This window comes from Mycobacterium sp. IDUB_28, assembly GCF_055419285.1.
The window spans coordinates 290,305-309,463 of sequence record NZ_JBVAXK010000004.1 but is presented as its reverse complement, the minus strand read 5'-3'; the positions used below and the strand labels follow the sequence as shown (position 1 = coordinate 309,463).

15 protein-coding genes are annotated in these 19,159 nt (G+C 68.9%); 12 read left to right on the top strand and 3 right to left on the bottom strand.

Features of this window, described 5'->3' with window-relative positions:
- Positions 1 to 49 precede the first annotated feature (49 nt).
- Together ACZYZ9_RS10850 and ACZYZ9_RS10845 are read right to left on the bottom strand one after the other, a co-directional pair.
- The gene (locus ACZYZ9_RS10850; protein WP_463826264.1) at positions 50 to 2,440 is read right to left on the bottom strand and encodes a DUF6049 family protein; all 2,391 of its coding nucleotides are present in this window, start codon (positions 2,438 to 2,440) and stop codon (positions 50 to 52) included.
- Positions 2,437 to 3,171, bottom strand: a complete 735-nt coding sequence (locus ACZYZ9_RS10845; RefSeq protein WP_463826263.1) for an NUDIX hydrolase — start codon at positions 3,169 to 3,171, stop codon at positions 2,437 to 2,439. Before ACZYZ9_RS10845 ends, ACZYZ9_RS10850 begins: the two co-directional genes overlap by 4 nt.
- 278 nt (positions 3,172 to 3,449) lie before the next feature.
- On the opposite strand from ACZYZ9_RS10845, the gene ACZYZ9_RS10840 reads away from it, so the two are divergent.
- From ACZYZ9_RS10840 to eccA, 10 genes are all read left to right on the top strand, one after another.
- Complete coding sequence (locus ACZYZ9_RS10840) at positions 3,450 to 4,901, top strand: CCA tRNA nucleotidyltransferase (protein WP_463826262.1); 1,452 nt, start codon at positions 3,450 to 3,452, stop codon at positions 4,899 to 4,901.
- Between the two features lie 146 nt (positions 4,902 to 5,047).
- Positions 5,048 to 5,557, top strand: coding sequence for a pullulanase (locus ACZYZ9_RS10835; RefSeq protein WP_463826261.1), 510 nt, complete (start codon positions 5,048 to 5,050; stop codon positions 5,555 to 5,557).
- A 198-nt stretch (positions 5,558 to 5,755) separates the two neighbouring features.
- Complete coding sequence (locus tag ACZYZ9_RS10830) at positions 5,756 to 6,082, top strand: WXG100 family type VII secretion target (RefSeq protein WP_463826260.1); 327 nt, start codon at positions 5,756 to 5,758, stop codon at positions 6,080 to 6,082.
- A gap of 56 nt (positions 6,083 to 6,138) precedes the next feature.
- Positions 6,139 to 6,429 carry a WXG100 family type VII secretion target gene (locus ACZYZ9_RS10825; protein ID WP_463826259.1) on the top strand — a complete coding sequence of 97 codons (291 nt, stop codon included), beginning with the start codon at positions 6,139 to 6,141 and terminating at the stop codon, positions 6,427 to 6,429.
- A gap of 62 nt (positions 6,430 to 6,491) precedes the next feature.
- Positions 6,492 to 7,325, top strand: a complete 834-nt coding sequence (locus tag ACZYZ9_RS10820) for an ESX secretion-associated protein EspG (RefSeq protein WP_463826258.1) — start codon at positions 6,492 to 6,494, stop codon at positions 7,323 to 7,325.
- A 36-nt stretch (positions 7,326 to 7,361) separates the two neighbouring features.
- Positions 7,362 to 8,375, top strand: coding sequence for a MinD/ParA family ATP-binding protein (locus tag ACZYZ9_RS10815; protein ID WP_463826257.1), 1,014 nt, complete (start codon positions 7,362 to 7,364; stop codon positions 8,373 to 8,375).
- Positions 8,375 to 9,877 (top strand): type VII secretion integral membrane protein EccD, encoded by a 1,503-nt coding sequence (eccD, locus tag ACZYZ9_RS10810; protein ID WP_463826256.1) that lies wholly within the window; start codon positions 8,375 to 8,377, stop codon positions 9,875 to 9,877. The genes ACZYZ9_RS10815 and eccD overlap by 1 nt, the downstream gene beginning before the upstream one ends.
- Complete coding sequence (mycP, locus tag ACZYZ9_RS10805; protein WP_463826255.1) at positions 9,874 to 11,514, top strand: type VII secretion-associated serine protease mycosin; 1,641 nt, start codon at positions 9,874 to 9,876, stop codon at positions 11,512 to 11,514. The genes eccD and mycP (ACZYZ9_RS10805) overlap by 4 nt, the downstream gene beginning before the upstream one ends.
- Complete coding sequence (gene eccE, locus ACZYZ9_RS10800) at positions 11,511 to 13,049, top strand: type VII secretion protein EccE (protein ID WP_463826254.1); 1,539 nt, start codon at positions 11,511 to 11,513, stop codon at positions 13,047 to 13,049. Before mycP (ACZYZ9_RS10805) ends, eccE (ACZYZ9_RS10800) begins: the two co-directional genes overlap by 4 nt.
- Entirely contained in the window at positions 13,046 to 14,887 is a 1,842-nt protein-coding gene (gene eccA, locus ACZYZ9_RS10795) for a type VII secretion AAA-ATPase EccA (RefSeq protein WP_463826253.1), read from the top strand. Before eccE (ACZYZ9_RS10800) ends, eccA begins: the two co-directional genes overlap by 4 nt.
- 35 nt (positions 14,888 to 14,922) lie before the next feature.
- Here the strand turns inward: eccA and ACZYZ9_RS10790 are convergent, their stop codons facing one another.
- Positions 14,923 to 16,098 (bottom strand): thiolase family protein, encoded by a 1,176-nt coding sequence (locus tag ACZYZ9_RS10790; RefSeq protein WP_463826252.1) that lies wholly within the window; start codon positions 16,096 to 16,098, stop codon positions 14,923 to 14,925.
- Positions 16,099 to 16,407: 309 nt separating this feature from the next.
- On the opposite strand from ACZYZ9_RS10790, the gene mycP (ACZYZ9_RS10785) reads away from it, so the two are divergent.
- A complete protein-coding gene (mycP, locus tag ACZYZ9_RS10785) occupies positions 16,408 to 17,760 on the top strand; it encodes a type VII secretion-associated serine protease mycosin (RefSeq protein ID WP_463826251.1) in 1,353 nt (450 codons plus the stop codon).
- Positions 17,757 to 19,145: a type VII secretion protein EccE gene (gene eccE / locus ACZYZ9_RS10780; protein ID WP_463826250.1), complete on the top strand. Its 1,389-nt coding sequence runs from the start codon at positions 17,757 to 17,759 to the stop codon at positions 19,143 to 19,145. The genes mycP (ACZYZ9_RS10785) and eccE (ACZYZ9_RS10780) overlap by 4 nt, the downstream gene beginning before the upstream one ends.
- Positions 19,146 to 19,159 lie beyond the last annotated feature (14 nt).

Here is a 19,159-nt window from a genome sequence, read left to right as displayed (position 1 = left end):
GATAGCGGCGACCGCTGCGGCGGTGGTTGCACCCGCCGGGGTGCGTGCTTCATACGCGATGCTCTTCGTGGACCCGACGATCGATCGCCTGCGATGGGGGTTCGGGGCGGCGCGCGGGCGGGGGCGGGTCCGGGCGGTCCAGGTCGGCGCGGTCGGGCTGGCCGCGGAACCGGTGCCACAGCCGCCGGCCGGCCAGCAGCACCAGTACGGCCGCCGCGGTGAGGGTGATCGCGAACAGCACCTTGCCGTAGGCGTTGGAATGCACCGACAACCGCACCGGCTCGCCCAGGGCGGTGCCGTCCGGGGTGCGCAGCCCGACGTCGATGGCGACCCGCTGGGTGAAATTGACTTCGATCGGTACCCGCAGCGGCAGATACCCCGGGGGCAGCTCGATCTGACCCATGTCGGTGACAGTCATCCCGGGCGGGGCGTTGACCTGCAGCCGCACCCGGATCGGTACCGCGAGGTCGTTGTGCAGCGCCAGCGGCAGCGGGCTGTGCTCGGTTGCCAGCGTGTAAGAGCCGCTGGGGTTGACGATCGTCACGGCCCGGAAAAAGTCGTCGATCGTGGTGCCCACCACCAGCAACCGTTGCTGGGCCAGCCCGTTGCGGGTGTCCGGGGGCGCCGACTGGCTCAGGGCGCGCAGCATGTCCTCGCGCAGCGGCGCGGTGTACTGCACGCCGGTCAGACCGGTGCGCTCGTCGGTCATCAACGCCGAGGTCAGCTTGGAGAGCCGGGTGACCTGGCCGGCGACCTGGACGGTGATGTCGTCGCCGATCCGGCCCCGCGCCGACGGGTAGTTCCCCGGCGGCTGAGGAGGCTCGGTGTGTGCGGCCGCCTCGGCGATCAGGGCCGGCAGGGGCCGCGGCACGGCCAGCCCGGAGTGGATCGCGGTGGCCAGCGCGGTCAGGATGAGCTGCGCGTCGTCGCCGGGCAGCGTCCACGACGCCGGGGGAACCAGGATCTGGGTGCGCGGTGCGATGTCGGGCGACACGCTGCGCCACAGCATCGCGCCCAGCGCGTCCTGGCGCCGCGCGGTGGCCGAGTCGTGGTTGATGTGCACCGACAACGACGGGTCCAGATAGGTGGGCACGATCGGGTTGCTGCCGGCTGCGGCCAGCGCGGCACCGATCGCCGGGTCGAACGGCGCGGTCACCACCCGGGTCGCCAGCCGGCGCGGCGTGATGTCGACGCTGCCGGTCGCGGTGTTGGCGTCCTGTTCGGGCGGATCCGCGGCGGCGACCGCGACGGTGCTGTCGTTGGCGTCGAGCAGGGTGACCGCACGACCGGTGAGCGGGCCGTCGGGCAGCAGGGCGGCGCCGCGCACCGAGGCGACGTCCAGGATCCGATCCACGATGTCCGCGGTCCCGGCCGTGGCGGTGGAACTCAGCCCGGGGTCGTTGACCCGTTGCAGGGCGTCCAGGTCGGCCTGGGCGTAGGGCAGCGGCACCACGCAGGTGCGGTGCGCCAGCGCCCGCAACCGGCTCAGCCACAGATTCGCCGCCGCCTGGCCGGTGCCCGGATGGGTCGGTCTGCCCGGCAGCTGCGCGGGGCCGTCCGGCGAGTCGGACACCACGTAGCCGGCGGTCATCGCATTGACGGTGACGAGCAGATCCGGGTCCACGGCCAGGCACAACGCCCGGCCCACCGCACCGTCGGGATCCACATCGCGGCTGGTCGCGAGCTCGGCAGCGGCGAGCAGGGTGTCCAGGCGCCCGCCGGTGGCCAGCGAGTTGGCCAGGTCGTCGTCGACCAGTCGCACTGGAATGGTGCCGCCGGGGACGCCGGGGGCCAGCCGGGGCCGGTCGGCCAGCGGCCACAGCATGGTCAGCCACACCGGCTTGGCGGTTTCGGGCGCCACGGCCGCTTCGATGTCAGCGCCCTTGTCGGGCGGGATGCCGACCACCGGAAGCAGGAATCGCGCGTTGTCCAGACGGGCGGGCGCGCCGTAGTCGGGCGTCCCGTTGACGTTGACCAGCACCGGGAAGATGCCGGGTTTGTCGACGGCCAGCGACGGCTTGGTCAGTGAGCGCAGCGGGGCGGACAGGATGAACCCGGCCTGTTGTCCGCGTTGCAGTTCCGGGGACACGGTCAGGAAGTCCGCGGCCGGCTCGAATTGGTCGGTGTCCCCGTCCAGCGACGTGCGCAGGGCGGCCGACGTCGAGATGGCGCCGGCGTGCTCGAGGCGCACCATGACGTCGTGCACCGGGCGGTCGCCGATGTTGGTGACCATGCCGCTGACCGTGACGACGGGGTCACTGGTGGTGGTGACGACGTCCGGGGTCACCTGGTCGATGCGCACCTGGACGAACGGCGTCGCGGTGGGCTCGCCGGCGCCGGCGAGCGGGGGGGCGGCGAGCAGACCGCCGAAACCGGCCACCATGCCGATCACCGCGGCGAGACGCACCAACCCGGTCCACCGAAGTCGCGGTGAACTCACGGCCCCTGCCCGTGGCCGTTCTTGCGGCCCAGCGCGGAGTTGTTGGCGTGGCGGGTGCGCGAATGTGTCTGCGGTCGTCGGCGGGGCGAACTCGGGGGCAGCGGCGGCAGCGCCTGCTCGCCGTCGGATTGCAGCTTGTCGATCAATTCGTCGGCGACCTCGGCCAGTTTGCGTTCGTCGGCGTAGGCAAGCCGGGACGGCAACTCCTGCAGCGGCACCCACGCCACCTCGGCGACCTCCAGATCCTCGTCGGAGAGCTCACCGCCCAGGAACCGCATCAAATAGTGGTGCACGGTCTTGTGCACCCGTCGGCCGTCGGTGACGAACCAGTAGTCGATGCGTCCCAGCGCGGCCAGGACACTGCCGCGGATCCCGGTCTCTTCGGCGACCTCACGGATGGCGGTCTGCTCGGCCGTCTCGCCGAGTTCGATGTGACCCTTGGGCAGCGACCACAGCATCCTGCCACGGCGGTCGACCCGGCCGATCAGTGCGGCGACCTGCTCGTCGCGTGGACCGTCGATGCCGTCGATGACCAGCCCGCCGGCCGACGTCTCGTGCACGGTTCGCAGCCGGTCGCTGTTGCGGCGGGCGCGACGTTTGGCTGCGGTCGCCGGGGTGGGTGGGGCGTCGGCGGGAGGGCTGTCGGTCACGCTTTCCGCCGGACGGGCGCCGCCACGACCGCGACGCCGGCCCCGGCGCCGACGTGGTTTGGCCTGTTCGCCCTCCGACACCCAAGCGATATTAGCTGGCACGGGCTATTCTCCCGGACGCACTCGCCGTTGGCGAGTACCTTTGGTCACATTCGTCGCGTCAGCCTCAATAGCCCCGTGGGTGGCGGGGTTGCTGGGTGGCCGTGACGCCGAGCGTCACGCCAGCGCGACGCTGGGCGTCGAGCGCCACGCTGGCGTGACGCTCGGGGGGCCCGCCATGACGCTCGGGGGCCCGCCGTGACGCTCGGGGTGCTGGCGTGCGCTGAGTCACCGCGGCATTCCTATTAGGCTCACCGAACGTGGCCGAACCCGCCCAAGACGCCGAACTGCTGACCGCGGCCGCGGTGGCACTGCACCAGTACGCGCCGGTACTGGGCGAACTGGGTGCGGCATTCACCGGCGCCGGTCATCAGCTCTATCTGGTCGGCGGTTCGGTGCGCGACGCGCTGCTGGGCCGGCTGAGCCCGGATCTGGACTTCACCACCGACGCCCGGCCCGCACAGATCCAAGCGATCGTGCGCCCGCTGGCCGAGGCGCTGTGGGACACCGGCATCGAGTTCGGCACGGTCGGGGTGGGCCTGCGCGGGCACCGGCTGGAGATCACCACGTTCCGCGCCGACGCCTACGACCAGGTGTCCCGTAACCCCGAGGTGCGGTTCGGGGACCGCCTCGAAGACGATCTGGTGCGCCGCGACTTCACCGTCAACGCGATGGCCGTGGCCGTGACGCCGACCGGGGCAGGGGAATTCCTCGATCCGCTCAACGGGCTCGCGGCGTTGCGTGCCCGAGTGCTGGACACCCCGTCGTCCCCGGAGGTTTCCTTCGGCGACGACCCGCTGCGGATGCTGCGCGCCGCCCGGTTCGTCTCCCAGCTCGGGTTCACCGTGGCGCCGCGGGTACTGGTCGCCATCGAAGAGATGGCCCCGCAGCTGGCTCGGATCAGCGCCGAACGGGTGGCCGCCGAACTGGACAAGATGCTGCTCGGCAAGCACCCGGTCGCGGGCATCGAGCTGCTGGTGCAGTCCGGGATGGGCGCGGTGGTGCTGCCCGAGATCGGCGGCATGCAGATGGCCATCGACGAACACCACCAGCACAAGGACGTCTACCAGCATTCGCTGACCGTGCTGCGCCAGGCCATCGAACTCGAGGACGGGGAACCGGATCTGGTGCTGCGCTGGGCCGCGCTGCTGCACGACATCGGCAAGCCCGACACCCGGCGCCACGAGCCCAACGGCGGGGTGAGCTTCCACCACCACGAGGTGGTGGGGGCAAAGATGGTTCGCAAGCGGATGCGGGCGCTGAAGTACCCCAAACAGCTGGTCGACGACGTAGCGCAATTGGTGTTCCTGCACCTGCGGTTCCACGGCTACGGCGACGGCAAATGGACCGACTCGGCGGTGCGCCGCTACGTCACCGACGCGGGTCCGCTGTTGCCGCGGTTGCACAAGCTGGTGCGCGCCGACTGCACCACCCGCAACAAGCGCCGGGCCGCCCGGTTGCGCGCGTCCTACGACCGGCTGGAGGAGCGGATCGCCGAACTCGCCGCGCAGGAGGACCTGGACCGGGTGCGCCCGGACCTGGACGGCAACGAGATCATGCGGCTGCTGGACATCCCGGCCGGCCCGCAGGTGGGGGAGGCGTGGAAATACCTCAAGGAGCTGCGGTTGGACCGCGGGCCGCTGTCGCACGAGGAGGCCACCGCGGAGCTGTTGGCGTGGTGGGCAGCGCGGACAGCTGACCAATCGGACTAGTTCTAGGTCCGGAGAAAACACGCTGGGCTTCCAGTCGCCATAGTGTCTCCGGTGGTTCCGGCACCGGAGGTTCGGCCAGCTGCCCATGCTGGCAGTCCAGATAACTGCGGCGGAACCGCTGGCGGTGCCACCGCGTCCAACCCGACGTGGAGTATTGCTTGAGCGGCGAGGACGGCACCGCCGCGATCTGGAATCGGACCCCTGACTTCGACCTCGACGGCGACGGCACTCCCGACGCAATCAAGCTCGATCTCGACGGGGACGGCATCGGTGACGACGTGCTGGCCGATCTGGACGGCGACGGGATCGTCGACCACGGTGTGCTGGACGTCGATGACAACGGCAGCCCGGAAAGCTATTTCGTCGACGACGGGTCCGGGACGTGGCGCGTCGCTGTGGACCGGGGCGGGCAGTTGCGGTGGTTCGGCCTGGACGGGGTCGAACACACCGGCGGCCCCCTGGTCGACTTCGACGGCCACGGTGAGCCCGACGACCGGTTGTTGGACACCGATGGTGACGGTCTGGCCGACCAGGTGCTGTGCACCGGCCCGCAGGGCGTCACCGGGTACGTGGACACCGACGGTGACGGGCGCTGGAATATCCGGCTCACCGACGTCGACGGCGACGGCACAGCCGACGCCGCGGGCAGCCTGTGAGCCCCCACGCCGTGAGCATAGCTAACTATCGGGGGCGGCCCGCTTTCGTTTTGACAGAAGGTCGTTTCTAGTGTGCACTGTCAGCCTGTTCCGTGCACTCAAGCCCAGGCAGCCGGGGTGAAGTGACAGCTGGAGGCAGCCGGTTTAGTTTTACGCAGACCCTGACTCACGAGTGCAAATAACTAGGGAGACATATAGATGGCAAACGCAACAGTTGTCACTCCAGAACTACTGCGTAGTACGCAGCAGCGGATCGAGACGCGCCTGCAGGAGGCGGCCGCGATCGCCAATCAATACCTGAGTGGCCACGAGAACATCATCAGCGGCACGGGTTGGGCGGGCGATGCCGGCAACACCTCCTTGAGCACCGCGGGCCACATTCACCACGACCTGCAGCAGATCATGACGGGCGGGCAGCGGCTGGCGCACGGCCTCGGCCAGGCGGCGGTGCTGATGGAAAACCACGAAGCTGACGCGGCGCACAACCTCAACGGGGTGTTCGGGGGAGGGACGCAGGCGGTCTAGCCCGAGTCGTCCCAGTCACATCCCGCTGACCACTCTCAAGTAAGGAAGCAACCGTCATGGCAGATCACATCGTTTACAACCACGGTGCCGTCGTCGGCTTCGCCGGCGAGGTCGGGGGGCAGGCCGCGCAGCTGATGGAGATTCACAGCGACGTCCTCAACCTCACCCAGGCACTGGGAGACTTCTTCCAGGGCCACGGCGCCACCGCGTTCTTCGACGCCCAGCAGCAGATGCTGCACGGCCTGGAGGACCTGATCCAGACCGTCAGCCGGCATGCCCACACCGTGCACAGCGTCGACGAGATGGCGCAGGCCACCGACGCCCAAATGGGCAACTTGTTCCTCTAGCCACATTGATCGGCCCGGGGCGCATGCATTGCGTGCGCCCCGGACCTATGTCAAGGACCATCGTGTTAACCACCACCCTCGACGGGCTCTGGGCCCTGCAAGTGCTCACCGGCATCGAGACCATCGCCCCTGAGCTCGGGCTGCGCCCGCATCTGCCCAGCGTGGAGTCGCGGCGGCTGGCGCTGGAACACCCCGTCATCGCCGAGTTGCGCGAGGCCGGCGTGCTCGACGACGCCGGCACCGTGGACAGTGCCGTGGTGGAGTGGTTGACCGTCCTGCATCGACGTGACATCGCGCTGTTCATGCAGATGCGCACCCCTGGCCAGGCGACGCCCGATCGAGCACTGCTGGCCCGATTCGCGCAGTGGTGGGTTGCCGTGGAACGTTCCGGGGACCTGATCCGGATCAGCGGCGCCGGCATCTCGAGTGCGGAAGGCGCGGCGAGCACCGTGCTTGATGCCGAGATCACCCGCCTGTGTGGTCAGAACACACCGGCGGCGCTACGGCCGGTCACGCTGGACGCCGCCGCGTTGCGCGCGGCGTCGGCGGACCACGCTGCGGTGGTCAGGTTCCTGGCCGGTCAGGGGCTCGATGCCGATCAGCGCAAGAGCCTGACACTGGCCGCCGATCCGGACCGGTCCGCCCAGGCGTCGATCGTGGCCATGCAGTCCGGGGTGGCGACGGGGACCTTGCGTCGAACTCACGTCGACGCGAGCGCTGTGACGGTGATCGACATCCCCGAGGGACGGTTGGTCGCCGAGAACGTCTGCTCAGCGGGCAAGACGTGGACGATCCTGGCACCGGGAACCAAGAGCAACATCGCCGCTGCGATCAATCGCATGGTGCGGCGGCTGCCCGCCGATCAGGAATGGTATTCGTACCGAAAAGTCGTGTAGTCGAGAGGTATAGGTCGAGTGTTTAGCGATGGCGTCGTGACGAATTCGTGGAATGCAGCCGCGAACACCGCGGAACCAGTCGGTGCGTCCGCCGGGCGTTACCAACACCAGGAGTCCGTGTCGGGGACGTTGCGGATCTCCGACATGGTGGCGCCCCGCAAAATTCCGCCCGGCTCGGGTTGGCGGAAGTTCCTCTACCACGCGACTTTCAAGGCCCTCAACCTCGGCGAGTCACCGGCCGAACGGCACTACCGGGAACTGCAGGAGCGGATCCGCCGGCACATCCGTAAGCAGTACGTGATCGGAGTGGTCTCGGGCAAGGGAGGTGTCGGCAAGACCACCATGACAGCGTGCATCGGCGGTGTCTTCCGGGAGTGCCGGCCCGACAACGTCGTCGCGATCGACGCGGCGCCCGGATTCGGAACCCTGGCCGGCCGCATCGACGAATCACCGCCGGGCGACTATTCGGCAGTGCTCAACGACACCGACGTGCAGGGCTACGCCGACATCCGAGAACACTTGGGGCAGAACAGCATCGGTCTGGACGTATTGGCCGGCAACCGGGCCTCCGACCAACCGCGGCCCCTGGTCCCGTCGATGTTCACCGGCGTGCTGTCACGGCTGCGCCGCACCCACACCGTCATCGTGGTGGACACCTCCGACGACCTCGAACACCCCGTGATGAAGGCCGTGCTCGAGTCCTGCGACGCGCTGGTCTTCGTCTCCGGTCTGACCGCCGACACCTCGCTGCCGGTGACCCGCGCCATCGACCTGCTGAGGTCGATGGGCTACCACGAACTGGTCTCCCGCAGCACCGTGGTGCTCAACGACAGTCGCAACAAATACGACCCCGATGCGCGTGACTACCTCACCGAACGTTTCCGCCAATCCGGCGCGACCGTCGAATTCATGCCGTACGACCCGTACCTCGCCAAGGGCGGAATCATCGATACCCGCCACGAATTGACCAAGAAGACCCGGCTGCGGCTGTTCGAGATCGCTGCGGCGCTGGCCGACAAATACATTCCGGACGCCGACAGGCCGCGCTAATGGCCGCTCTGGTTGGCAAGGTCTCGTTTCCGGCTCGCTGCGCGGTCGCCGTGGTGTGCGGCGACCACCTGCTCTCACAGGTGTACCCGGCCTCGGTCCCGATCGAGGTCTTCATCGACAACATCGTCGAACTGCTCAACGACGAGCTCAAACGACGGGGCCTGCCCGGACTCGAACCCGGCGTCGGATACGAACTGCACAAGGCCAACGGGGTACGCCTCGACATCACCAAGACCCTCGACGAACTCGGCGTGGAAGACGGCGCCACTCTCATCCTGGTACCCGCTGCCGAAGGCGAGTCCTTCGAGCCGCAGTACGAGTCGCTGTCCACCGGTCTGGCCCGGGTCGGCAAGAAACTCTTCGAACCGGTCACGATGCAGACGGCCGCGCACACCGCCCTGTCGATCGTCGCGATGGTCGTCATCACCGTTCTCGGACTGGCTGTGCGGCAACGTATTTCGAACGATTCGTTGATGTCCAGCTGCGTCGTTGCAGCGCTGGCCCTCTGCTGCGGCGGTGGCGCCCTGGCCGTCTGGCGATGGTGGCCCGACCGCATCGACATGCTCGACGGGCTCGGCTGGCTGGCGGTACCGCTGACCGCGGCGGCACTGGGCGCCGGCGCGCCGGGCAGACCGGGATCCGCGCACCTGTTCATCGCCGCGCTGGCGGCCGGAGTTCTGACCTGCGGAATGGCCACGGCCACCGGGCGCCATGTCAGCGCCGCAGCGGCAGCGGTGACGCTGTGCGCACTTGGCGCCCTCGTAGCGGCCACCCGGATGTGGTGGCCGGTGCCGGCCCAGTGGCTGGGCATGACCACCCTGGTGGCGCTGCTGTTGACCCTGACCCTTGCCCCGACGTTTGCGCTGTGGGTCGCCCGGATCCGGCCGCCGTACTTCGGTTCGATCACCGGGCGCGACCTGTTCCGGCGCAGCGACGGGATGCCGGTGGATGCTGTCTCGCCGGTCAGTGACGCGGTCGAGGGTGCTGAGGACGGTGCGAATCCGGACACCACGCCGCGCGGCGCCCAGATCGCGGCCGCGGCCAAACGAGCCAACAGTGTGCTCACCGGAATATGCGTGGGCGCCGGAGCGACGTTGCCGATTGCGGTGTGGGCCACCCTGATGCCGGGCCGGGACCGGGGTACGCCGGCCGCCGTGCTCGCGGCGCTGTTCGTGGTGATCTTCATTAGCCGGGGTCGGGCGTTCGCCGACAAACATCAAGCGATCGCCCTGGTCTGCGGGGCCGCGGCCGCAACTTGTGTCGGTGTCGTGAAATACGTGGTGCGCGAACCGGCGTCGTCGGGACATGCGCTGGTGCCCGGGTCGGTGGTGTTGGCCATTTTCGCCGGGGCGGGACTGCTGGCGGCGCTGCTGGTGCCGGTCACCAGGTTCACGCCGCTGGTGCGAATGGCCGCCGAATGGCTGGAGATCGTGGCGATCATCGCGGCGCTGCCGCTGGCCGCCTGGATCGGTGGGCTGTTCACCTGGGTGCGCATGCGATGAGACGGCTCGCGGCCCGACTCAGCGGCGTGGTCCTGACCGGGGCAGTGCTCGCGGTTTCAGCGAACCCTGTTGCAGCACATGCAATTCCACCGCCGGTCATCGATCCCGCCCGGGTGCCGGCGGATGGCAAACCCGGTCCCGATCAGCCGATGCGGCAGAGCAACATGTGCGCCCGAACCATCACCGTGGCGGACCCCAACGTGTCGGTCACCGCACCGGGTTTCGCCATGCTCAACATCAGCAAAGCGTGGCAGTACTCCACCGGCAACGGGGTTCCGGTGGCGATCATCGACACCGGTATCAATCCCAGTCCCCGGCTGCGGGTGGTCGCCGGCGGGGACTACATCATGAGCGGTGACGGCCTGATGGACTGCGATTCGCACGGGACCATCGTGGCCTCGGTCATCGGGGCTGCGCCGCAGGGCAGCCCGATGCCCGCTCCCATGCCCAGCACCCCCGCGTTCGCACCGCCGGCCGGGCCGCCGGCTGTCGACGCCGCGCCACCGCCGCCCGGGGGACCGCCGCCACCGCCGGCCGCGCCGCCGCCGCCCGCGCCGGTGACGGTGACCGAGACCAAGCCGGCACCGCCGCCGCCTCCGCCGCCGTCCGACGAACCGTCCAACGCCCCAGGGGATCCCGGCACCGGAACCACCGATGTCCCCGAGGTGCCGGGCCCCGTGCCCGGCGCCCCCGACGGGGTGGTCGGCGTCGCGCCGCACGCCGTCATCATTTCCATCCGGCAGTCATCACGCGCCTATGAACCGGTGAACCCGGGACCCGGCGACTCGGAAGTGCGCAAGAAGGCGGGTTCGATCGCGACCCTGGCCAGCGCGATAGTGCACGCCGCCAACATGGGTGCCAAGGTCATCAATATCAGTGTGACGTCCTGTGTTTCGGCCGCTGATCCGCTTGATCAGGCCGCCATCGGCGCGGCAGTCTGGTATGCGGCCACCGTCAAGGACGCGCTGATCGTGGCTGCGGCCGGCAACGACAGCGAGGACGGCTGTGCGCAGAATCCCAGCTTCGATCCGCTGATCACATCCGACCCGCGCGACTGGCACCAGGTCAAGACCGTCTCCTCGCCGTCGTGGTTCTCCGACTACGTGTTATCGGTTGGGGCCGTGGACAATACCGGCGCACCGATCAGCAAGAGCCTGGCCGGTCCCTGGGTGGCCGCCGCGGCGCCTGGGGTAGGCATCATGGGGCTGTCGCCGCAGACCGGAGGGCCTGTCAACGCCTACCCGCCGATCCATCCGGGCGAGAAGAACATGCCCATCTGGGGTACCAGTTTCTCGGCAGCCTATGTCAGCGGCGTCGCGGCGCTGGTGCGGGCGAAGTACCCGGCGTTGTCCGCACACCAGATCATCAACCGCATCGTGCAGACGGCCCACAACCCGCCCCGGGGCGTGGACAATCAAGTCGGCTACGGCGTGGTCGATCCGGTAGCCGCGCTGACATTCGATGTGCCTGCGGGAGAACGGTTACCACCATCCGCGCACAGCCGCATCATCACCCCTGCCGCTCCGCCGCCTGCGCCGGACCACCGTGCCCGCAATGTCGCTCTGGTATTCGCCGGGCTGGTGGTGGCCGCAGTCGGGGTGGTGGCGCTGATCGCCCGGGCACGGCGGCGACGATGACGGCAGCAAGCAGGCTCGCCGTCATCGCGGTCGTGTTCAGCGCAGCTGTCCTCGGCTTGGCGCTGGGCGGGTATTGGGGTGCCGCAACAGGTTTGGCGTGCTCGGTGCTGGCAACCTCTGTCCCGTGGCGCGGTCATACCGCGTGGTCGTGGCTGCTGTTGTGGCACCGGCGGAATCGGCCGATTCCGTGGACCGCGCCGCGCACCGTCGCCAATGACCGGGCCGGGGGCGGTGTCCGATTCCAGGACGGTGTAGCGGTCGCGGCGGTGCAACTGCTGGGCAAGGCGCACGCACCGACACTGTTCACCGGCTCGACCTCCGCCCGCACCGAAAACGCTGTCGACATCGCTGATTTGCAGCCGCTGATGCAGCAGAGTCTCGGTCTCTCCATCGACTCGCTCAGCGTGGTGAGCAGTGGAGCCCGGCGGCGGGCCACCGGTGACTACCCGCGGGTGTACGACACGCTGATCGGCACCCCGCCGTATGCCGGGCAGCGTGAGACCTGGGTGGTCGTGCGCGTCAGCGCGCTCGCCAATGCCGAAGCGCTGCAATGCCGTTCCTCGATCGGCACCGCGACGCTGGCCGCCGCGCAGCGGGTCAGTGCGGCCATGCGCCAACAAGGGATCCGCGCGAAAGTCGCGACCGCCACCGACATCGTCGAATTGGAGCGTCGGCTCGGCAAATCGGCGCTGGCGGTTCCGAACCGTCGCTGGCGATCGGTCCGCGGCGACGGTGGCTGGCTAAGCACCTACTGGTATCCCCCCACCGCCATCACCGAAGAGGCGCTGGCGCAGGCGTGGTCGATGCGTGCCGACGGAATCACCCAGAACGTCACACTTTTCGGGGACGGAAGCGTTACCGCCACCTTGACGGTACGCAGCGCCCAACCGCTGACCGTACCGCCGAGCACGGTGCTGCGGACGTTGCCTGGTGAGCAGGCGGGCGCCGTCGCCGCCAACTTGTGTGGCCCGATGCCGGCGCTACGCGGCGTCCGGCGCGGATCGCTGACCGGTCCGCTCGTCATTCCGATCGGTCCGTCCGGGGTGCTGCTCGGCAAAACCGCTGCAGGACAACGGATGATGCTCCCGCTGGATGATCCCGGTGAATTCAGCCGCGTCCACGTCGCCGCCGACGACGCACTGGTCAAGCGGTTGGTGGTGCGGCTGGCCGGCTCCGGTGACCGGGTGACGGTGCACACCCGGGATGCCGACCGATGGGCCAGCGTCCGGATGCCGGAGGTGGCCGTCACTGACGCGACCAAACCGATCGCAGGAACCACGGTCAGTGTCGTCGACGGCACTGTCACACCCGGTCCCCGCCCGAATACGGTGATCTCCGTGGGGGAACCGGGTGCCCCGTACCGTGGCGCCGCGAGCGTCGTGATCACCCAGCAGGGGCAGGCGACGGTCGAGGTGGCGACCGTCACCGGGGTGCACGCCGTGGAGATCGAGCTGTTCCGGGCCGAGAATCGCTACGTCTCTTCTGAACCCACGAACGTGCGCAGCGGCGAGCTTGCGGCTGCGGAATCGCCATGACCAGCAGCACCAGCACGGCCGCCGCCCGCAAGCGGTTCGATCAGGCAATGATGTTGTTGGACCGAGATGTTGACGGTGCCAGGGCCCGGTTCGCGGAAGCCACCGAGATCGATCCATCGATGGCGGATGCGTGGCTGGGCCGGATCGCCGCGGGCGATGAATCCTTAACGACAGTCCAGCAGCTGTACACGTACGGGTCGCGGTTGCATCGGGAGACCAACCGGCTCGGGGTGCGGTTGTCGGCGCCAATCAAAGCCGGGCCGTACCTGTCCATATCGGTGACCGAGGCCTCGCATGCCGGGCTGGCGCTGGCCAGCGCGCTCGTCGACGACCGTCAGTACGAGAAATCCGAAGCACTGCTGGCGGATTCGGCGCTGCTGGATTCGTGGGAGAACCACCAGTGGCGGCAGCATCTCGAGGCTTACCTGATGTTCGCCACGCAACGCTGGCCGGATGTGATCGCAGTGGCGGCGGCGATCTTGCCGCCGCAGGCGATCATCAGGTCGGTCGTCACGGCGGCCACCTGCGCCCTGGCTGCGCATGCCGCCGCACATCTGGGCCAGGCGCGGGTCGCACTGGAGTGGGCGGACCGGGTCGAGGTGCGAACCGGCCAGGCGATGCCCACCCAAACCAGCCGGCACCTCACTGCCGCCGCGATCGATGCCGCCGATTTCCCGTTGATTGCCGCGGATCTGGCCTACGTCCGGGGGATGGCGCACCGTCAACTCGGCGACGAACACCAGGCGCAGGTGTGGTTGTCCAAGGCGACGATCAACGGTGCGCTGATGGAATCCGCCAAGCACGCGTTGGCCGATCCGGGCCTGCAGCTGGTGATCACCGACGAGGAAACGATCGGCACCCGGACGGACAAGTGGGACGTCAGCACCCAGCGCTCGGCTCAGCAGCGCACCGAGGCCGAACACGAGGAGCGCCGCAACGAACTGCTGACGCAGGGGCGGGCACTGCTGGAAAACCAAGTGGGCCTGGCGGAAGTCAAGCGGGCGGTCGCCGAACTGGAGGACCAGATCGAGGTACGTGCGTTGCGGTTGGCGGCCGGGCTACCAGTCGCCAACCAGACCAATCACATGCTGTTGGTGGGACCGCCCGGAACCGGAAAGACCACGACCGCTGCAGCTTTGGGAAAGATCTATGCCGGACTGGGGATTGTGCGTCACCCGGAGATCGTGGAAGTCAAGCGGGCGGACTTCTGCGGCGAGCACATCGGAGCGTCCGGGCCGAAGACCAACGAGCTGATCAACCGTTCGCTCGGCCGGATCCTGTTCATGGATGAATTCTATTCGTTGGTGGAACGTCACCAAGATGGCCGACCGGACATGATCGGCATGGAGGCGGTCAACCAGCTGCTGGTCGCGTTGGAGGTGCACCGGTTCGACTTCTGCTTCATCGGGGCGGGTTACGAGAAGGAAGTCGACGAATTCCTTACGGTCAACCCGGGTTTGGCGGGCCGCTTCAATCGCAAGTTGCGTTTCGAGTCCTACACTCCGGACGAATTGGTCGAGATCGCGGTGCGCTACGGCAGTCCGCGTGCCACCGTGATCGAGCCGGCGGCGGCCGACGCGCTGAACGCTGCGTGCGCGAAGCTGCGTGCGTATCGCGCGCCCGACGGCGCGCACGGTATCGATGCGATGCACAACGGGCGCTTCGCGCGCAACGTCGTCGAACGCGCCGAACGACTGCGGGATTCGCGGGTGGCTGCCCAACACCGCAGCGCGAAAGGGTCGGTCACGATCGACGACCTGCAAACCCTACGCAGCGCCGACGTGATCATTGCGGTACGGGAAGCCTGCGCGGAAAAGCATGTAAGGCTTGATATTTGATGGAGCGACCGCGCCGCAGCGGCAGCGTCTGACGCCTACACCTCGATGACGACGGCGCCGCCCTGCCCGCCGCCGGCACACATGGCCGCGACCCCGATCCCGCCGCCGCGCCGGGCCAGCTCGTAGGTCAGGGTGGTGATCATCCGGGCACCGGACGCCGCGATCGGGTGACCGAGGCTGCAGCCGCTGCCGGAGAAGTTCACCTTCTCCTCGTCGATTCCGTACTCGCGGCACGCGGCGATCGGCACTGAGGCGAACGCCTCGTTGATCTCCCACAACGCCACGTCCTCGACGGACAACCCGGCCCGCTGCAGCACTTTGCCGATCACCTTGACCGCACCGAGCCCGCAGTCGCGCGGCGGCACGCCGGCAGCTGCCCAGGCCCGGACCTTCGCCATCACGTTCAGCCCCTCGGCGGCGGCATAGTCGGCCTCCACCAGCGCGACCGCGGCGGCCGCGTCATTGGTGCCGCTGCTGTTGCCCGCGGTGATCGAGAACCCCTCGATCTCGGGATGCAGCACCTTCAGGCCGGCTAGCTTCTCCACCGTGGTGTCGCGGCGTGGGTGTTCGTCGACGGAGAAGTCGACCACCGACCCGTCGTGCACGGTGATCTTCAGCGGCAGGATCTCGTCGGTGAACTTGCCGGCGTCCTGCGCGGCGACCGCGCGCTGGTGCGACCGAGCCGCCCAGGCATCCATCTCCTCCCGGGTGATCCCGACCGACTGCGCGGTGTTCCAGCCAACGGTGATCGACATGTCTTTGGCCGGCGCGTCCGGCGTCTCGACGTGGGTGGGCGGCATCCACCGCTCCTCGAATCTGAGCTCCGGACCGGGGATGCGCCAGTTGGTCAGCGGCGTCATCGACAGCGACTGCACCCCGCCGGCGATCAGCACCCGCTCCATGCCGGAGCCGATCTGCGCGGCAGCGTTGCCGATCGCGGTCAGGCTGCCCGCGCAGTGCCGGTTCACCGACTGTCCGGGCACATGCTCCAAACCGGTGGCGGTGGCCGCGTAGCGCGCCAAATCGCCGCCGCCGTAATGCGATTCGGCGAAGATGATGTCGTCGATGGCCGCCGGGTCCACCCCGGAGCGGCGCACCACCTCAGGCAGCACAGCGGTAATCAGCGTCTCGGGCGGGGTGTTGACGAGCGTGCCCTTGAAGGACCGACCGATCGCAGTCCGAACAGCGCCGACGATGACGGGTGTGGCCATGACAAACCTCGAGCTTTCTGTGGGGAGTCCGGCCCAATCGTAGCAAGTACCGTATTTACAATAGTAGTGAGCTATGTAACGCTCGCGCTGTCGAGCCCGCAGTCGTGCGAGGGCGGATGCCGGGGTGCCCCCTCCGGACGGCGGCGGTAGGCCCGGACTGTCCACACCATGCCTCCGACGAGCAGCACGGGACCCGGGCACACGTCCGCCGAACCCCGTCCGAATAGCGCCGTTTACGCAACCGCTACGTCTAAACTGCTCCCAGGATTTGCCACGCCGAACGAACTGAATGAACGGAGTGATTCGGGGGTGCACCGGATCTTGCTGATGGCGGTGGCGCTGGCCGTAATGACGGCGCCGTTGCTCGCGCCGCCCGCATCGGCAATCACTCCGCCCGCTATCGACCCGGGGGCCCTGCCGCCGGACGTGACGGGCCCGGACCAGCCGACCGAGCAACGCGTCCAGTGCTCCGGGCCCACCGTCCTGCCCGAATCCACCTTCCACGACCCGCCGTGGAGCAACTCCTACATCGGGGTGACCGAAGCCCATAAGTTCGCGACCGGGGCAGGGGTGACCGTCGCCGTCATCGACACCGGCGTCAACGCCTCGCCGCGGGTTCCGGCCGAACCCGGCGGCGACTTCGTCGACCAGGCCGGCAACGGGTTGTCGGACTGCGACGCGCACGGAACCCTGACCGCAGCCATCATCGGGGGGCGGCCGGCGCCCACCGACGGGTATGTCGGCGTCGCCCCGGACGCCCGTCTGCTCTCGATCCGGCAGACCTCGGAAGCGTTCGAGCCGGTCGGCTCCCAACCCAACCCGAATGACCCCAACTCGACGCCGGCAGCCGGGTCGATCCGCAGCCTCGCGCGGGCGGTGGTGCACGCCGCCAACCTCGGTGCCGGCGTCATCAACATCAGCGAGGCCGCCTGCTACAAGGTGACCAAACCGATCGACGAGGCCAGCCTGGGCGCCGCCATCGATTACGCGGTCAACGTCAAGAACGTGGTGGTGGTGGTCGCGGCCGGCAACACCGGCGGCGACTGCGCGCAGAATCCGCTGCCGGACGCCGCGAACCCCAAGGACTCGCGCGGTTGGACGAAAGTGCAGACCGTCGTCACGCCCGCGTGGTACGGAGACCTGGTGATCACCGTCGGTGGCATCGGACAGACCGGTGTGCCCAGCACGTTTTCCATGCACGGGCCGTGGGTCAACGTGGCCGCCCCGGCTGAGAACATCATCTCCCTGGGCGGTCAGGGCGAGCCGGTGAATGCGCTGCAAGGCAAGGAGGGCCCGGTGCCGATCGCCGGCACCTCGTTCGCCGCGGCCTACGTCTCGGGCCTGGCCGCGCTGATCAGGCAGCGTTTTCCGCAGCTGACGCCCGCGCAGGTGATGAACCGCATCCAGGCCACCGCACGGCACCCGGGCGGCGGCACCGACAACCTGGTCGGCGACGGCGTCGTCAATGCGGTCGCGGCGTTGACCTGGGACATCACGCCCGGGCCGGGGCAGATCCCGTACAGCGTCCGGCGCATGCCGCCGCCGGTGATCACACCGGGTCCCGACCGGCGGCCGATCACCGTGGTGGCGCTGGCCGTCGGGGGCCTGGCGCTGGCCCTGGTCCTCGGGGCACTCGCCGCGCGGGCGTTGAGGCGCCGATGAGAAATCCCATTAGGCTGCGCTTCAGCACCGGGCACACGTTGCTCCTGGCGGTGCTGGCACCGCTGGTCATTCTGTATTTCCTGCAGACGCGGTACTGGTGGGCCGGCATTGTGCTGGTGGCGCTGGGCGCAGTGGTCGCATTCGTCACCTTCTCCGGCCGCCGGGTCACCGGCTGGGTGGCGACGGTGTTCGCGTGGCTGCGCCGGCGCCGCAAAACGCCCGACGTGCCGTCCGAGCCGGTGGTGGGAGCCACCGTCCAGCCGGGCGATCACGTGGCGGTGCGCTGGCGCCGCGACCATCTGATCGCGGTGATCGAACTCAAGCCGCGCCCGTTCACACCGACGGTCATCGTCGACGGCCAAGCCCACACCGACGACGTGCTGGACACCCGCCTGCTCGAAGAACTGCTGTCGGTGCACTGCCCGGATATGGAAGCCGACGTGGTCTCGGCCGGCTTCCGGGTAGGCCGCACCGCCACCCCGGAGGTGGTGAACCTGTACCAGCAGGTGATCGGCGCCGACCCGGCACCGGCCAACCGGCGGACCTGGATCATGCTGCGGGCCGACCCCGAGCAGACCCACCGCTCGGCGCAGCGCCGCGACGAAGGGGTCGCCGGTCTGGCGCGCTACCTGGTGGCCTCGGCGACCCGCATCGCCGACGCCCTGGCCAGCCACGGTGTCGACGCGGTCTGCGGGCGCAGCTTCGACGACTACGACCACGCCATCGACATCGGCTTCGCCCGCGAGAAGTGGTCGATGATCCAGGGACGCGATTCCTACACCGCCGCCTACACCGCGCCGGGCGGCCCGGACCTGTGGTGGTCGGCTCGTGCCGACCACACCATCACCCGGGTCCGGATCGCTCCCGGCGTCGCCCCGCAGGCCACCGTGCTGCTCACCACGGCGGGCAAACCGAAGACGCCGCGGGGCTTCACCCGGCTGTTCGGCGGTCAGCGGCCCGCGCTGACCGGGCAGGATCTGGTCGCCGACCGGCACTGCCAGATTCCGATCGGCTCGGCTGGAATCCTGGTCGGCGAGACGGTGAACCGGTGCCCGGTGTACCTGCCGTTCGACGACGTCGACGTCAGCCTCAACCTCGGTGACGCGCAGACGTTCACCCAGTTCGCGGTACGTTCGGCGGCCGCGGGCGCGGCGGTGACGGTCGGTGCGCACTTCGAGGAGTTCGCCCGGCTGATCGGTGCGCAGGTGGGACCGGTGGCCAAGGTGGTGTGGCCGAACGCGACTACATATCTGGGTCCGCATCCCGGTGTCGACAAGGTGATCCTGCGCCACAACATGGTCGGCACCCCGCGACACCGTGAGCTGCCGATCCGTCGAGTCTCGCCGCCGGAGGAAAGCCGCTTCCAACTGGCCCTGCCGAAGTAGGCCTATTCGCCGAA

What these genes read in the sequence shown, in the direction of transcription:
- ACZYZ9_RS10790 (WP_463826252.1), bottom strand. Translation starts at nt 16,098, where the DNA reads ATGGCCACACCCGTCATCGTCGGCGCTGTTCGGACTGCGATCGGTCGG.
- ACZYZ9_RS10825 (WP_463826259.1), top strand. Translation starts at nt 6,139, where the DNA reads ATGGCAGATCACATCGTTTACAACCACGGTGCCGTCGTCGGCTTCGCC.
- eccE (WP_463826254.1), top strand. Translation starts at nt 11,511, where the DNA reads ATGACGGCAGCAAGCAGGCTCGCCGTCATCGCGGTCGTGTTCAGCGCA.
- mycP (WP_463826255.1), top strand. Translation starts at nt 9,874, where the DNA reads ATGAGACGGCTCGCGGCCCGACTCAGCGGCGTGGTCCTGACCGGGGCA.
- ACZYZ9_RS10830 (WP_463826260.1), top strand. Translation starts at nt 5,756, where the DNA reads ATGGCAAACGCAACAGTTGTCACTCCAGAACTACTGCGTAGTACGCAG.
- eccD (WP_463826256.1), top strand. Translation starts at nt 8,375, where the DNA reads ATGGCCGCTCTGGTTGGCAAGGTCTCGTTTCCGGCTCGCTGCGCGGTC.
- eccE (WP_463826250.1), top strand. Translation starts at nt 17,757, where the DNA reads ATGAGAAATCCCATTAGGCTGCGCTTCAGCACCGGGCACACGTTGCTC.
- eccA (WP_463826253.1), top strand. Translation starts at nt 13,046, where the DNA reads ATGACCAGCAGCACCAGCACGGCCGCCGCCCGCAAGCGGTTCGATCAG.